The following is a 15158-nucleotide window of genomic DNA, read 5'->3' on the forward strand; positions in this document are numbered from 1 at the left end:
TATTAATTTAGGGTTTGGCTTTCGGTGGTGGTGATTGCCAGAGCACGTGAATGATTTTCCATTTGCCGTCATACTTCGCAAGTTGAAAATAATCGACGCCCCAGTATGCCGTGAGTTTCGCCGAAGCGGTTTGATCCAAAACATCAAACACGACAATCTCTTTCGGCGCATCTTTCGGCAGCCACCCGGTCTTGTTCCATTTGCCCGCCAGATCAACCAGTTGTTGATAAGTCATCACGCCGGTTTGATAACCGGTTTTATCTTTTGCCGTATAAAAGCCGCGTTTGATCAGGTCGGGATGAACGCTTCGTTCAATGCGCGAAGGCGCGACTTCATAAACACCTTCGACATAATCAAGCACCGCTTGCCGGACACCTTCGCGGTCATCCATTGATTGCGCGCTGAGGCTCGCGGGTAAAGCGAGCAGCAATACCATCATCGCAAAAACTGTTTTCATAAAAACTCCTTTTTGAGAGATTCGCTTTACGGCTTGGGTTTGTATTCGGCGTAAAAAATCTTGTTGACGATTTTCCATTCATCGCCGATTTTCAGCAGCGACATATAATCGACAAATTTAACGCTCGGATAATCCAGAACGATTTTCGCCGTTCCGGCATTACCGGCAATGTCGAGGCTTTCGATGCGGCGCTTGCGCTGCGATTCATCGGGCGCAGGTTCGCCTTTAAAGCCGGCGATGAAATCTTCAAGAGAGCGGGTTTGATATTTACCGTCGCGGAACCATTGCAATCGGGCGTCGGGGTGAAAAGCTTTGCGGATGTAGTCGCCCTGTCCTGTGGCATGACCTTTCAAATAATTTTCAAGCGGCACGCGAGCCGCCACCGCTTCGGGGTTTTGCGCCTGTGTAAGCGGCACATAAAAGCAAAATGCCATTAGTAACCAAGTCAATGACATCAGTTTTTTCACAATCATCTCCCTGAGCATTGAAAGAATTGGAATTTCTACGCGGCTGGAAACGCAGAAGGGTTTTCGCTTAATAGAAAATCTAATAGCCTATGAAAACTACCAGACACTTTCCCGAAAAATGCAACTCAATCGTTGAGTGGACACCTGATTCGATAAGCGGCGGAGGTATTCGATAAAAAAGCGCCGAGATTGAATCACCTGAATCCCGGCGCTTTTTGAAACTGCCTGCTTGCCTACCGCTCATTGCCTGCTGCCTACTGCCTACTGTTCTACCTTCCCCCGTCGTCCGTGAGTTTCATTTTTTCCGGGTCCCAATTCATGATGCGGTTTTCAAAGTAGCTTTGATTGGTCAGCAGCGCGGGACCGGCTGCGCGAACCCCAAAGGTCGCATCTTCAACCACCGGGTTACGCGAACGCACCGCCTTGAAGAAATTGCGGAAGTGATCAAGACCATCGCTGTAGCCGGATGGCGCGTTATAAATCTCATCGCTCGATTGGCTGATGCTTGGCGGTTGCGGCGGATATTGCTGGCGATAAGCTTTGACAAATTCTTCCTGCACCGCTTTCGGGAAGGTATCGATGTTATAGCCCGGCTCTTTCGAGCGTTGCTTGCGCGTGAGTGTGAGTCCGCGACTGCCAAGCGAAATCACCCCGTCGCTTCCTACCAGGCGATAGCCCGATTCTTCAAAGGCATTCGGGTCAACGCTGCCGTCAACGAAATTCACACGAAGCGAGACATTGAATCCGGGATGGGTTTTGGTTTCCGAGTAATCGCAAAGCCCAAGCAAAACATCCGGCACATCGCGCCCGTCTTTCCAAAATCGTAAGCCGCCGGTTCCCAACACCCGCGATGGGCCATTTGAACCCACCATAAAATGCAAACCTGAAAACAAGTGAATGAAGAGGTCGCCACCGATACCTGTGCCGTAGGCGCGATAGTTGCGCCAGCGGAATAGGCGAATCGGTTCAAACGGCACCTTTGGCGCGTTGCCTAAAAATCTATCCCAATCAATTCTATCGGGACGCGCATCGGGGGGAATCGAATATTGCCACGCGGCATTGTTCGAGCGGCGATTGATCCACGCTTCAACCATGTTCAAAGTGCCAATCGCGCCCGATGCCAGTAACTCTTTGGCTTTGGCAAAAACGATGGAACTGACGCGCTGGCTGCCGACCTGCAAAATTTTTCCGGTCTGCTTTTCCGCATTTATTACTTTGTGACCGTCGGGAAGCATCTGCACGATGGGCTTTTCGCAATAGACATCTTTACCGGCGTTCAGAGCGTCAACCGCAATCTGCGCGTGCCAGTGGTCGGGGGTGCCGATAATCACTGCATCAACATCTTTGCGCGTCAGTATCTCGCGATAATCGCGAGTCGTAAAAATGTGACTGCCCCAGATTTCCTGCGCGCGTTCGCGGCGTCCGTCGTAGATGTCCGCAACGGCGACGAGTTCCGCCATGCCGGTCTGCAAAGCGGTGCGCGTATCGCTCATTCCCTGCCCGCCGACGCCAATCGTCGCGAAGCGAACTTTGTCGCCGGTCGCGGTTGCCTGCGGTTCCGGGTCTGCGCTGAGTAAAAATTCTTTGGCAGCGGTCTTCTTTGAGGTGAGCACGACAAAGCTTCCCGCTGCCGCGCCTTTCAAAAAATTTCTACGCGATGGTTTATTCATGATGCCTCCAATTGGTTGGTAAATTTTGTGTGATGATTGTACTCCTCAAGAGTTAAAAATGCACAGCACCTGAGTCGCAAAAAAAGGACAGGAATTTTCATCCTGTCCTTTTTCTCCAATAGGTGTCGCGGTCAGAGACCGCTTCCTATTGCAGATTGCAAAACGATTTACTGGGGTTGAACAAGCGGTCTTTGACCGCGTCGTTGGTTGAAGCGCGGTCAGAGACCGCTCCCTCAACAAATTTTAGAAATAAAACTTCAAGGCGAACTGCATCACGCGCGGGTCGCCCGCCAAAGTAGAGATTCTACCGACCGCGCTACTGGCGCGATTGCGTTCCGGGAGTCCGAATTGCGCGTGGTTGAAGACATTAAAAACTTCCCAGCGAAATTCGAGGCTGCGACCTTCACCGAAATAATTGAATGACCGCGCCATCGAAAAATCGAAATTCACCAGTCCCGGACCATCCAGGGTGTTGCGCCCGCAATTGCCGAGTCGCGCAGGCGTCGGCACCGCATACGCCAGCGGGTTAAACCATTTGTCAATGGTGCGCTGGCTTGGCGGCAACGTCCCATCTAGTAAACAATCAGCGACGGCGCTTGCAAGTCCGCCGCGATTTCCGACCAATCCGTTATTGGCGCTCGCGAAAACCGTGAACGGTCTGCCCGAACGGATGTTGGTCACGCCGCTGATGCGCCAACCGCCAAGCAGATAATCGCCAATGCCGCTGCTCAAATATTTATGTCCGCGACCGAGCGGAATTTCATAAAGGTAACTCGCCACGAAACGATGGCGATAATCGAAATCGCTGCGCCCGCGTTGTTGTCTGAGGTCACGCGCATTTTGCATGAAAGAATTTGAGCCGCCGCTAAACAGATGTTCCTGCGCCTGGTCGATGGATTTTGAATAAGTATAGGCGGTCTGGAACGACAACCCGCGACTGAAACGTTTTTCAAGCGACAACTCAACGCCGTGATAAATCGAATTGCCGCCATTGTCGCGAAATTCAATTGGCCCGAATTGCGGAAAGGGAATCACCCCTGTGCCTGTACCATTGGCATTAAAGAACTGTTGATTGAGATTGCGCAAAATCGAAAGGTGGGTTCCTTTCGTGCCGACATAATCCACAGTCAACACCAGGTCGCTGGTGAGCAGTTGTTGAAAACCGAAATTCCATTGATCGACGCTTGGCATAACCGCTTCCGGGTTGACGGCGCGTAAACGTACCGACGCAGGATTGACGGCGCTCGGGTCAAGCGACAGATTGAATCCGGTTCTCAGTCGCATATTGTTTACGGTTGTGCCGGTCGAAGTGGCGCTCACAACATTGTTCACCAGAAAAGGCAGATTCAAAGCCAACTGGTCTTCGCTGCCGGCGCGTTCGAGCAGCATATAAAATCTGCCATAGCCTGTGCGCATCACGGTCTTTTGCGTCAGTTGATAAGCGATGCCGATGCGCGGCGCGAAATTATTTTTATCGGCTTTAATCAAGCTTCTGCCATAGGGTGAATTTTCAGGCGTAAAGCGTGTGCCGGTTGTCGGGTCGAAATTCGCCATGCGGTCTGCGCCTTCATAGGGCCAGGTGGCGAAATCGTAACGCAATCCGAGATTCAATGTGAGTTTCGGCGTAATCTTCCAATCATCCTGAACAAAGTTGGAATACATCCACAAACGTTGGTCAACTACTGCCAGATTCGATAACTGCGCCGCCGATGGATAGCCCAGCAAAAAGTCGGCAAGCCCGATGCCTGTGCGTTGTCCGTCAAAGGTGAGCGAACCGCGCAGTCCCGGTACATCCAGATAGATGTTGCGCATCGGGGCGCGCAAATCGACGCCGAATTTGATTTGATGAGCGCCCAGCGTATAGCTCAGCGAATCGACCCATTGAAATTGATTGGTGATTTGAAACTTCGGCAGAAAGTCGGGCGAGCCGAGTCTATCGGTTCCGCCAGCCGTGCCGCCAAGTCTTAAACTGCCGCCACGCGCATCCACGACGATGCCGGGCAAACCGCCGCTAAAGGTCGGCGAATCGCTCACGCCTTTGATACCGAAATCGGCAAGCGTGTTCTGCCCGAACGGGTCTTGATTGCCGTGCGATTCATTGCGCCCCCAACCCAGGCGAAATTCATTGACCAGTCGCGGGCTGAAAATATGCGTCCAGCCGACTGCCGCCGAATGGGCTTTCATAAATAAACGCCCGAATGCCGAGGTCGATGTGCCATCAACGATGCCGCCAAAAGTTCCGGGCACAAAGCGAAAACGGTCGGTGTAAGTGTAGCGCATGAAAAAGGTGTTGTTGGCATCGTGTTGATAATCGCCGCGCCAGGTGAAACTGTCGGTATCATCAATGATATTGGGAACCCGTATGAAGTTAAGCGCATTCAACGGACCGGTGCCCGGCACAACATTGGCGGCGGGCAACAGTCCGAGAATTTTTGCGGCTACCGGGTCGATGCACCGCGCCGGAATTTGATTGTTCGGGAAAGGATTATTTTTGCCGACGCAATCGCCGACGCGGTCAACCAACGTCGCGTAGGTGGTGCGGTTTTTTGCGGCAGCGGCGGCAGAAAAATCGCCGGTGAGTTCATTCGCCAGCGGCACGTTGCCGGGTCTCAGGGTTCCTTTGCGAATGCGCGTGCCTTCATAGTTGAAAAAGAAGAAAGCTCGGTTGCGAATGATAGGTCCAAAGAAATTGCCGCCGAATTGATTTTGAATATTCTGCCCTTTTTTAACCCCTGTGCGATTGAGGAAAAAGTTGGTGGCATCGAAAATGCGATTGCGATGAAATTCATAAATCGTGCCGTGAAATTCATTCGTGCCGCCGCGCGTGGTGACGCTGATGAGCGCGCCGGGGCTGCGCCCATTTTCGGCATTGTAAGGATTGGTGCTGACTTTGAATTCCTGAATCGAATCAACCGAAGGGCGTGCCACCTGAGTGGTCAGTTCCTGTACATTGGTGGAAATCGAATTGTTATCGACGCCGTCGAGCACGAAATTATTTTGCAATGAACGCACCCCGTGGACATTTGCGCCGCCCGTTCGCCCTGCGGCAGTGCCACCGCCTTCTTCGGTGTAGCGGTCGGTCTGCACGCCCGGAACCAGTCCGAGCAAATCATCCCAGTTGCGAATGCTCAGGGGCAAATCGCGCACCAGACGATTTTCAATGACGCCGCCGGTCGTGGCTTCCTGTTTGGTCAGTAGCGGCGCGTCGCTGGTTACCGAAACGGTTTCGGAAAGTGCGCCGACTTCAAGTGAAAAATCCATGCGGGCTTTTTGCCCGACTTCCAAAGTGAGTCCTTCGTTGGTTACTTTCTTGAAGCCCTGCACTTCGACGGTCAATGAATAACTGCCGATGGGCAAAGTAGCGAAGGTGTAGTAGCCGGATGAATTGGTGGTGGTGGTTTGAGAGAAATTGGTGGTTTTGTTAGTGGCTTTAATCGCAGCATTCGCAACCGCTGCGCCCTGTGAATCGGTGACCAGTCCGGTGAGACTGGCGGTGCTGACCTGCGCAAAAACCGTAAGGCTTGCCAGCATCGAAAGAATTAAAAAAACAGCCGGTAGGTGAACGAGTCTTTTAAGCATAAGCCTCCTCAGATTTTGACAAAGATTTTTAATGCCTTGCGGCTTGACCCCTTGAATAATTGCAGGACGTTTATCGGCACCAACGCAGTTGTGCTTTTTTAATCACAAAGAACCGTTGCGAGTCAAACCGCTCAGGAATTACTTCGATAGATAGCGAATGAAGATTTATAACAATGCGATGTTAAAGGCGTGTGAACAGCTTGTGAATTTTTAATGATTAAACGAGAGATGAAAAGCAAAGGAGATGATTAATCAGGATAGCCGAATCTCTTATCAAGTAAGGGCAGAGACATTCCCTGCCCCTTACAAAGTGCGCTTATTTTTTCGTGAGGGTGTCTTTAAAAACCTGTCCGCCTTTCATCACGAAACCGACGCGCTCCAGCACCGTTATATCTTTGGTGGGGTCGCCGGTGACGGCGACTAGATCCGCGAATTTGCCGGTTTCGATTGAGCCGACGCGGTCTGCCCAGCCCAATAAATCCGCCGCATTCACGGTTGCCGTTTGCATTGCCTGCATGGGCGTCATTCCGAGTTTCACATAAACGGCAAACTCTTTGCCATTGAGTCCATGAGGATAGACCGCCGCATCCGTGCCAAAAGCGATTTTCACGCCCGATTTAATCGCTTTCCCGACATTCTGGCGCATCACCGGCATCACTTGATTGGCTTTATCAACCATATATTGCGGCACGCCGATGCGTTTGTAATTTTCCATAAACCAGTCCGTGAGAAAGAGCGTCGGCACCAGATAAACGCCGCGCTCTTTCATCAATCGCATATTCTCTTCATCGATATATGAACCGTGTTCGATGGAATCGATGCCCGCCAGGATTGCCTGCTTCATACCCGATGCGCCATGCGCGTGGGCTGCAACTTTGCGATGCAGCCGATGGGCTTCATCAATGATGGCTTTCATCTCTTCGTCGCTGTACTGTCCGGCTTCCGGTGAATCGCCTTTCGAGAGCACGCCGCCGGTTGACATAATCTTGATACAATCCGCGCCGTATTTAATATTTTCACGGGTTTTGGCAATCACTGCCGGGACACCATCGGCGATGCCATCGGCGCGATGATGAAATTCGGGAGCCAGCGAACTTTCATCGGCGTGACCGCCGGTTGGCCCAATGGCTGGACCTGAAGCCGAAATGCGCGGTCCCGGAACGTCACCCGCAGTGATGGCATCGCGCAACGCAATGTCGGAATAACCGGCGGCATGAACATTGCGCACCGACGTGAAACCGGCTTCCAGCGTCACTTTGGCGTAACGCGCGCCTATCAGCGCCTGACGCGGAATCGAAATCATGAAGCCTTGCGCGATGCCGCCGAGTTCAAATGTCAAATGAGTGTGACAATCAATCAGTCCGGGCAACACTGTGGCGTTCGATAAATCAACGAGGCGGGCATTTGCGGGGGCGCGCGAACTCACCGTCGCCGCGTCGCCGACCTCTTTAATGCGGTCGCCTTCAATGAGAATCGCTTGATTTGCGAGCACGCGCCCGCTCTTCACATCAACCAACTGTCCGGCTTTGATTAAAACAATGTCTCTGGCTTGCGCGTGGGTAATGGTCGAGGACACCCCGCAAACCAACATTAAGACGAGAATGAGCAAGCCGGAAATCAATCGCATATATTTCATAGGTCTCCTTTTTAGATAAACGGAAGTGGATAGAATGCAGAAACTCAATAAAACTGGCTTATTTTTGCCCTTTTACTTTTTACTTTTTACTTTTTACTTTTAGCTTTCAACCTCGCTTGCGCCGGCGCTCGCCTCGGAAATCAAAATCATCGGTCGACTGCCGGTGGCTTTTTCGTATTCACGGGCAACACGCTTTTGAAACTGCGCGAGCGCCTCGCGCTTCACTAAATTTACCGTGCAACCGCCAAATCCACCGCCGGTCATTCGCGCGCCGATGACCCCTTCGGTTTGCGAAGCGATTTCCACGAGCGCATCCAATTCTTTGCAACTGACTTCATAATCATCCCGCAAAGAAGCGTGCGAAGCGTACATCAATTCGCCCATCTTCTCAAAATCATTTGCGCCGAGCGCCCCGGCTGCTGCAAGGGTTCGCACATTTTCAGTGATGACGTGACGGGCGCGGCGACGAATAATTTCCGGCAAAGCATTTTCATACTGCCCAAATTCCTCGACGCTGACATCGCGCAAGGCGCAAATATGCGGCAGATATTTTTTCAAACGTTCAACGCCGGTTTCGCATTCGGCGCGGCGCGCATTGTATTCGGAAGCGACGAGATTGTGTTTCACATTGGTGTTGCAAATCGCCACCGCGACGTTTTGAGTAGCGAATGGAATCGGCTTGATTTCAAGCGAGCGGCAATCTATGAGCAAGGCATGATTTCGCTGTCCGAAAAGAATGGTCAGTTGATCCATCAAGCCGCCGCGTGTGCCGACGTAGGTGTGATTCGATTTTTGCGACATGAGCGCGAGCCTGCGTTTATCGAATTCAATTTCCGAAAGCCTGAGCATGGCAAGCGCCACTGCCATATCGAGCGCGGTTGAAGAAGAAAGCCCGCCGCCAATCGGCACCGTGCTTTTGATTTCAAGGTCTGCGCCGCGCAAACGACAGCCTTCCGATTCAAGGGTGCTGGTGATGCCTTCGATAAAATCCAACCAGATGCCGCGTTGCGGCGGGGTGTCGGCGTCTAAATCGAACGTGGCATCTTCGTTTAAATAATGTGAAAAGACGCGCACCGTTCTATCTTCCCGCGCGCGACCTGAAACGAAGGTGCCGCATTCAATCGCCATCGGCAACACGAAGCCTTCGTTATAATCCGTGTGTTCGCCGATGAGGTTGACGCGCCCGGGGGCAAAGAAGGTTCTGATTGGGGAAACTCTCATCCTTGAAAATTAGAGGTCAAGCACAAGCCGTAAGCCGATTTCCACCTGATTCATTTTTTTGTCCGTCAATGTCGAAACCTATTCGGTCAACAAGTTTTTGTCTATCGTGAGAACCTGCGAAACATTGATGACAGAATCTACAGGCAAGCGACTGCGACGTGAACTCAGCAGCACATTGCCAGGCGCTTCTGCCAGGTCGAGGTTTTCGTAATAACCGCAATAATGATTGTTTGAATGCGACTGCGATTGAATAAATCGGACTGTATAACCAAAACAGGACGACGGCAGCCCGGAGCCGAACCAACCGGGTCTGGCAAATCCGCCCACCAAATCTCGCCACGCTGCATCACCAATGTTCCTCGACTAATATGGTGTTTTGAACTTTGCTCAATTCTTTGTCTATTGCTGACGAATTTTGGGCATAAACTTCGTTGAGTTTGGCAGTCACATCTACATCACGGTGTTCTTGCAGGTAAGCAAGAATTGCTTTGGTGTAGAATTCGCTGCGCGACATATTCAACCTCCGCGCGCTTTCTTCTGCCTGATAAAATACCGTGTCAGAAATTGATATTGCAGTCTTTTTCATGGCTTTGAGTGTAATCCGCCTTTTCTACTGCGACAAGGTTTGCAAGGTCACCCCTTCATCGTCAATCGCCCATCGCCCACTTGATTGCGCCGATCAACAATTTTTGAAAGCGTTCGTCGTTCCAGACTTCCGAACGATGTCCGAGCGCCGTATAAAAGACGCGACCTTTGCCGAAACTGCGCGACCAGGCGAGCGCGAAATCTTTATCGGCGCGATGGACATTGGGTTTGGTTAAATCTACGGAATTGACATCGAGACTGAGCAGCACGTGAACCTTGTCGCGTGAGAAATTTTTATGCTGATAAATCTCATCGGTGATTTTAAAAGACGCGCCGAGATGTTTGGTCGCCGGGCTTTTCGTGTCTTCCACTTTGACGGTGACTTCCTGATGCCAGGGGTGCTGGTCGAAATAACCGCCAATCATGTCGCCGTATTCCGCCCATTTATAAAAGGTATCGGTGGCGCTATGAATACCGACGAAGCCTTTGCCCGATTTGATGAACGCCATAAACGCCTGTTTCTGTTCATCGGAAATCGGCAACTCGCCGGTCGTATAAAAAATCACCGCGTCGAATTGTTTCAACGATTCCTGGTTAATCAATGAACAATCCTGCGTGGTGACGGCTTCAAAAGCGCCGGATTTTTCGCCAAGCTCTTTCATAATCTTTTCGCTTTCGGGCAACACCTGATGCTTGAACCCTGCGGAATGGGTCAGGTAAAGCACTTTGTGTTTTTTAATCACCGAAGCGTTATTCGCCGAAGTATTGGGTAAAACAAGCGCAAACGTTAGCAATGCGCCAAGACAACCAAGCCCTAGTAATTTACGTTTCATAATCGATTCCTATTCAGAAAGAAAATTCACCACAGAGACACAGAGACACAGAGAAAATAAAATCAGAGAACGATTCGTTTAATGCCGTTTTTCAATACCGAATTATTGAAGTTCAGCAGCAAGCCTTTTTTATAGCCGCCAAGTCTCAGATAAGTTATTAACTGCGCCTGATGAACCGGCAATAAATGCTCAACCGTTTTTAACTCGACGACCACTTCATCCTCAACAACAACATCCATACGATAACCGCAATCCAGTTTCACGCTTTTGTAAACAACGGGCAAAGGAACTTGTCGCTCTATTCTCAAACCAGCTTGCGATAAATCGTAACAAAGGCATTCTTCATACGCAGATTCCAATAAACCGGGACCAAGCGCGCGATGCACTTCTATGGCAAAGCCGATAATCTTTTCCGTCAATAAGTCTTTCTGAGAAAAATTATCCACTTATCCTCTCCCTAAAAAATTCTCTGTGTCTCGGTGCCTCTGTGGTGAATTTATCCTTTAATTTCAATAATCAACCTCCGTCCAAACGGAACGGTTTTGATTCGAGCGAATGATGGCATCAATGATGGCGTTCATTCGATAACCGTCTTCAAAGGTCGGGAATTTAATTTTATCCGCATCGCTCGCCGGGGTCATTCCGTCGCGTATGAATGAATAGACGCTCGCCATTAAATTTTTAAAAGCGTCCGCCCAACCTTCGCCGTGACCGCCCGGCAAGTTGACGCTCCAACGCGCGCTTTCATCCAGGAGATTGGCGTCGCGCAGCAACAAACCATTGGGCTTATCGCGATAGCCGAAATGCAATTCGTCAGGGCGTTCCTGTACCCATTTGAGCGAGCCAGTCGCGCCGTTCACTTCTATCTGCAAATCGTTTTTATGACCGGGACAAACCTGCCCAACCGAAAATGAACCTTTCGCGCCATTTTCAAATTCAAGCAATACCGAACCCAGATCATCCGAGGTCACCAGAAAATCTTCGTACTCCTCTTCGCCACCGGCTGCGGCAAAAGCTTCGCGTGAGCCTTTCGGTTTTTTGCGCACCTGAATCATGGTTGAAAGGCTCGCAAGTACACGCGAGATTTTCTGTCCGGTGATGAATTGCGCGGTGTCGCACCAGTGCGAACCGATGTCGCCGACGGCAGAGGTCGCGCCGCCTTTATCGGCTTCAAGTCGCCAGGAAAAATCGGTTTCATACAACAACCAATCCTGCAAATAATAGCCATGCGCGAATCGCACCGCGCCGAGTTCGCCTTTGGCAACGATAGCGCGGGCGTGTTGCACGACCGGATTAAAACGATAGTTAAAGGTGACGGCATTGACCACCCCGGCTTTGGCTGCGGCGTCACGCATCTCACGCGCTTCTGAGGCGCTCACGGCAAGCGGTTTGTCGCAGATGACATGTTTGCCTGCGGCGACCGCATCCATCACCACCGGGTAATGCAAATTGTTCGGCGTGCAGACGTGGACGACATCAATGGTGGGGTCTTCGAGCAGGTGTTGATAATTTTCATAAGCAATGTCGATGCCGTATTGCGCGGCTTTTTTTTCCGCTGATGCAAGCTTGGAAGTCGCAATGCCCACAAAATCCACATAACCGAGACGCCGCGCCGCTTCCATGTGCAGCGGGCCGACGAAACCTGCGCCAATAATTCCAGCACGAATTTTCTTCATAAGTCCCTCAATAAAATGATTGTAATAGTCGGAACGGTCGAAGCATTATAGACCGTTCTTTTCGATGCCCAAAGCTGGCAATTTAGATTTTCGGAGATTGATTTTGCAAATCAGAAAACCGGACATTGGTACACTCAGCAGAGCGAGCAGGTCGATAAATACGGCTTCTTTTTGATATGCAGCGTACCCATCATTGAATTGCTGATTTTAGCTTTGGTGAAGTTTGTTACATTCACCGCGCTGATTTTAAATTTCGGTTAAATTTCCCGACGATTATAGATCGCCTTTTCTGCGTGTGTTAGGATCGCATCGAGTAACGAAGGCTTTCAGAATCGTACACTCGACTTAGCCCCTCCGACGACAAAACACCGATTATTGCCGGCACGACATAAGCGTGTCCTTATAGAAAAGTTGCGCCTGCGAACCAGACAAATCCTTGTGTCCCATGAACCTGAAAAACATTCGATTGTCTACCTTCAAACGTCTCCTGATCCAGACTATCACGCTACCGCTAATTTTGGTCACCACGTTGGCGCTGATTCTCTTCTGGCAAATTAATACGCTGCTTTCATTATCGGAATGGAGCAACCGCGCCAATAAAGTGATCGCCGAAGCGAATAGCACTCACAAGCTGCTGTTGGATGTGCAAACCGGTTTGCGAGGCTATCTGCTGACAGGCGCGCCGGTGTTTCTCCATCCAACGAATCAGGCACGTCAACAGATTGATTCTTCATTTAATGCTCTGGCGGTTGCCGTTTCCGATAACGACCTGCAACTGCGCCGGCTTCAGGCAATACGCAAGGATTTTGAACAATGGAATCGCTTGAGCCAGGAGTTGATCGAGATGCGTCGTCAGGGAGGCGCGTACCAAAGCTATGAGAATAACTGGCGCGGCGAAGAGGTGATGGACTATATGCGTAACAACTTCACCCTCTTTATCCAGTCCGAAGAAGCGCTGCGCGATGAGTTAAACTCATCGACTCAGCAGGCAACGAGGCGAACGACGGCAACGGTTTGGGGGTTGACCTTGTGTTTGGGTGGCGCGCTCGCATGGTTTACGCGTCGTCAGATGATTCGTGTCAGTCATACCTACCGGAATGCCCTGGACATGGCGAAACAGCAGACCGAAACGGTTCGGGAAAACAAAGAGGAGTTCCGGCTAATGGCACTCAATGCCAGTGACCTGCTTTACATCAGAACGTTACCCTCGAATCAGATCACCTGGTTTGGCAATCTCGATAAAATGCTCGGTTATGAAGCCGGTGGAATTTCCGCGACTTCGCAACGACGGCGCTTAATTCACCCAGAGGATCGCCAACGGGTTGTCGAAGCCTATGCCAGGTCATTGCGCATCGGCGAACCCTTCAACGAAGAGTATCGCATCTGCCATAAGAACGGGAACTACCTGTTCTTTTTAGACCGCGGTCTGCCGATTCGCGATTCAAACGGCAAGCTGACGAAGTTTATTGGTGCCTGCACCGATATTACCCTGCACAAACAGTCGGAAGAACGATTGAGAGCGCAGGGGGAATTTCTCCGTCAGGTCATCGATACCTCGCCTAACCTAATCTGGGTCAAGGATGGCACTGGCAATTATGTTTTAGCCAATCGCGCCCTTGCCGAACTTTATGGAACAACAGTTGACGGCATCATCGGCAAACGCGAAAGCGACCTCAATACCGATGCGCAGGCGGTCGAGGATTCGTTAGCGATTGACCGGGAGGTTGTCTCCACGCAGACACCGACGGTGATTGACGAGCAGAAAGTGACAAACGCAGCCAACCAATCCCGCTGGCTACAAGTCATCAAAGTTCCCCTGCTCACCTCGAGCGGCACCATTCAGGTGCTCGGCGTGGCAACCGATGTAACCGAGCGACGGCGATTGGAGCAACAACTTCGTCAGTCGCAGAAGGTTGAAGCTATCGGCAGGCTCGCCGGGGGCATCGCACACGACTTCAATAACATTCTGGCAGCGATTATCGGCTACGACGAATTAGCCGCAACCGCCCTGCCAGCGACACACGGCGTGCAAGAGTACCTCAAACAGATTCACAAAGCAGGTGACCGGGCGACACAGTTGGTGCGCCAAATCCTGACCTTCAGCCGGCAACAGGAACAAGAGCGCCGGCCGACCTCGCTGCAAGCGGTGATCAAGGAATCCTTTGAACTGCTGCGTCCATCGATACCGGCAACCATCGAGATTCGTCTAGAAATTGACGCGGAGGTGCCGACTGTCCTTGCCGATGCGACGCAGATTCATCAAATCATGATGAATCTGGGCACCAACGCTTTGCACGCCATGAATGAGCAAGGCGGGGTACTGGCAATCCGCTTGACGACCTTTTACGCCGACGCAGCCTTCACGCGCAGCAACATTGGATTTCAGGAAGGTCATTATGTACGCCTGGTGGTAAGCGATACCGGGCATGGCATGGATCAGGCAACCGTCGAGCGCATATTTGAACCGTTTTTCACGACCAAAGATCAAAGCAAAGGTACTGGGCTAGGGTTATCGGTGGTTCACGGAATTGTTAAAAAACATGAAGGTCGCATCCTGGTCTACAGCGAACCAGGAAAGGGTACGGCTTTCAACATTTACTTTCCGGCACTGGCTGGGGATTGCGTTACGCTACAGGAGAACAAATATCCGATTCGCCGAGGCGATGGTGAGCGCATCCTGTTTGTTGATGACGAACAGCCATTGATTCGCATTGGCAAAGAGATTCTCGAAGGTCAAGGATACGCCGTAGTGACGGAAAGTTGCGGTCACGAGGCGCTGGAAACCTTTCGCGCCAAGCCGCATCTTTTTGATCTGGTGATAACGGACTTTACGATGCCGGGGATGGACGGCTGTGAACTGGCAAAGCATCTCTTACAATTTCGCCCAGACCTGCCGATTATTCTGGTGACTGGGTATAACCCAACCATCACGCCGGAAAAGGCTCAAACGGTCGGCATTCGAGAAATTGTGATGAAACCTGTCACTCGGCAATTGTTGGGAGCCGCGGTCAGTCGCGCACTAGAAAAATAGAAA

Annotated in this window: 11 protein-coding genes and 1 pseudogene; 1 reads left to right on the forward strand and 11 read right to left on the reverse strand. The window is 51.2% G+C overall.

Annotated features, from left to right (window positions below):
• Positions 1-7 precede the first annotated feature (7 nt).
• From AB1757_13555 to AB1757_13605, 11 genes and pseudogenes are all read right to left on the reverse strand, one after another.
• A complete protein-coding gene (locus AB1757_13555; protein ID MEW6128061.1) occupies positions 8-457 on the reverse strand; it encodes a nuclear transport factor 2 family protein in 450 nt (149 codons plus the stop codon).
• 26 nt (positions 458-483) lie between these two features.
• Entirely contained in the window at positions 484-924 is a 441-nt protein-coding gene (locus AB1757_13560; protein MEW6128062.1) for a nuclear transport factor 2 family protein, read from the reverse strand.
• A gap of 269 nt (positions 925-1193) precedes the next feature.
• The gene (locus AB1757_13565) at positions 1194-2594 is read right to left on the reverse strand and encodes a Gfo/Idh/MocA family oxidoreductase (protein MEW6128063.1); all 1401 of its coding nucleotides are present in this window, start codon (positions 2592-2594) and stop codon (positions 1194-1196) included.
• Between the two features lie 243 nt (positions 2595-2837).
• Positions 2838-6173 (reverse strand): TonB-dependent receptor, encoded by a 3336-nt coding sequence (locus tag AB1757_13570; protein ID MEW6128064.1) that lies wholly within the window; start codon positions 6171-6173, stop codon positions 2838-2840.
• A 316-nt stretch (positions 6174-6489) separates the two neighbouring features.
• Positions 6490-7809 carry an amidohydrolase family protein gene (locus tag AB1757_13575; protein MEW6128065.1) on the reverse strand — a complete coding sequence of 440 codons (1320 nt, stop codon included), beginning with the start codon at positions 7807-7809 and terminating at the stop codon, positions 6490-6492.
• A 99-nt stretch (positions 7810-7908) separates the two neighbouring features.
• Positions 7909-9030 carry a galactokinase gene (gene galK, locus AB1757_13580; GenBank protein MEW6128066.1) on the reverse strand — a complete coding sequence of 374 codons (1122 nt, stop codon included), beginning with the start codon at positions 9028-9030 and terminating at the stop codon, positions 7909-7911.
• Between the two features lie 9 nt (positions 9031-9039).
• Positions 9040-9377 (reverse strand): annotated as a pseudogene (locus AB1757_13585) (type II toxin-antitoxin system PemK/MazF family toxin).
• Positions 9377-9616, reverse strand: a complete 240-nt coding sequence (locus AB1757_13590; GenBank protein ID MEW6128067.1) for a hypothetical protein — start codon at positions 9614-9616, stop codon at positions 9377-9379. Before AB1757_13590 ends, AB1757_13585 begins: the two are co-directional and overlap by 1 nt.
• A gap of 61 nt (positions 9617-9677) precedes the next feature.
• Entirely contained in the window at positions 9678-10448 is a 771-nt protein-coding gene (locus AB1757_13595; GenBank protein MEW6128068.1) for a ThuA domain-containing protein, read from the reverse strand.
• A gap of 62 nt (positions 10449-10510) precedes the next feature.
• The gene (locus tag AB1757_13600) at positions 10511-10894 is read right to left on the reverse strand and encodes a GxxExxY protein (protein MEW6128069.1); all 384 of its coding nucleotides are present in this window, start codon (positions 10892-10894) and stop codon (positions 10511-10513) included.
• Between the two features lie 63 nt (positions 10895-10957).
• Positions 10958-12124, reverse strand: a complete 1167-nt coding sequence (locus AB1757_13605; protein MEW6128070.1) for a Gfo/Idh/MocA family oxidoreductase — start codon at positions 12122-12124, stop codon at positions 10958-10960.
• A gap of 466 nt (positions 12125-12590) precedes the next feature.
• Here AB1757_13605 and AB1757_13610 point away from each other — a divergent pair, with 466 nt between their 5' ends.
• Positions 12591-15155: a PAS domain S-box protein gene (locus AB1757_13610; protein ID MEW6128071.1), complete on the forward strand. Its 2565-nt coding sequence runs from the start codon at positions 12591-12593 to the stop codon at positions 15153-15155.
• The last annotated feature ends 3 nt before the right edge of the window (positions 15156-15158 follow it).

The sequence above is a fragment of the Acidobacteriota bacterium genome (genome assembly GCA_040754075.1).
Lineage (GTDB): Bacteria > Acidobacteriota > Blastocatellia > UBA7656 > UBA7656 > JBFMDH01.

Coding starts and splice junctions, on each gene's coding strand:
- AB1757_13570 (MEW6128064.1), bottom strand. CDS start 6,173: ATGCTTAAAAGACTCGTTCACCTACCGGCTGTTTTTTTAATTCTTTCG.
- AB1757_13575 (MEW6128065.1), bottom strand. CDS start 7,809: ATGAAATATATGCGATTGATTTCCGGCTTGCTCATTCTCGTCTTAATG.
- AB1757_13555 (MEW6128061.1), bottom strand. CDS start 457: ATGAAAACAGTTTTTGCGATGATGGTATTGCTGCTCGCTTTACCCGCG.
- AB1757_13590 (MEW6128067.1), bottom strand. CDS start 9,616: ATGAAAAAGACTGCAATATCAATTTCTGACACGGTATTTTATCAGGCA.
- AB1757_13565 (MEW6128063.1), bottom strand. CDS start 2,594: ATGAATAAACCATCGCGTAGAAATTTTTTGAAAGGCGCGGCAGCGGGA.
- galK (MEW6128066.1), bottom strand. CDS start 9,030: ATGAGAGTTTCCCCAATCAGAACCTTCTTTGCCCCCGGGCGCGTCAAC.
- AB1757_13605 (MEW6128070.1), bottom strand. CDS start 12,124: ATGAAGAAAATTCGTGCTGGAATTATTGGCGCAGGTTTCGTCGGCCCG.
- AB1757_13595 (MEW6128068.1), bottom strand. CDS start 10,448: ATGAAACGTAAATTACTAGGGCTTGGTTGTCTTGGCGCATTGCTAACG.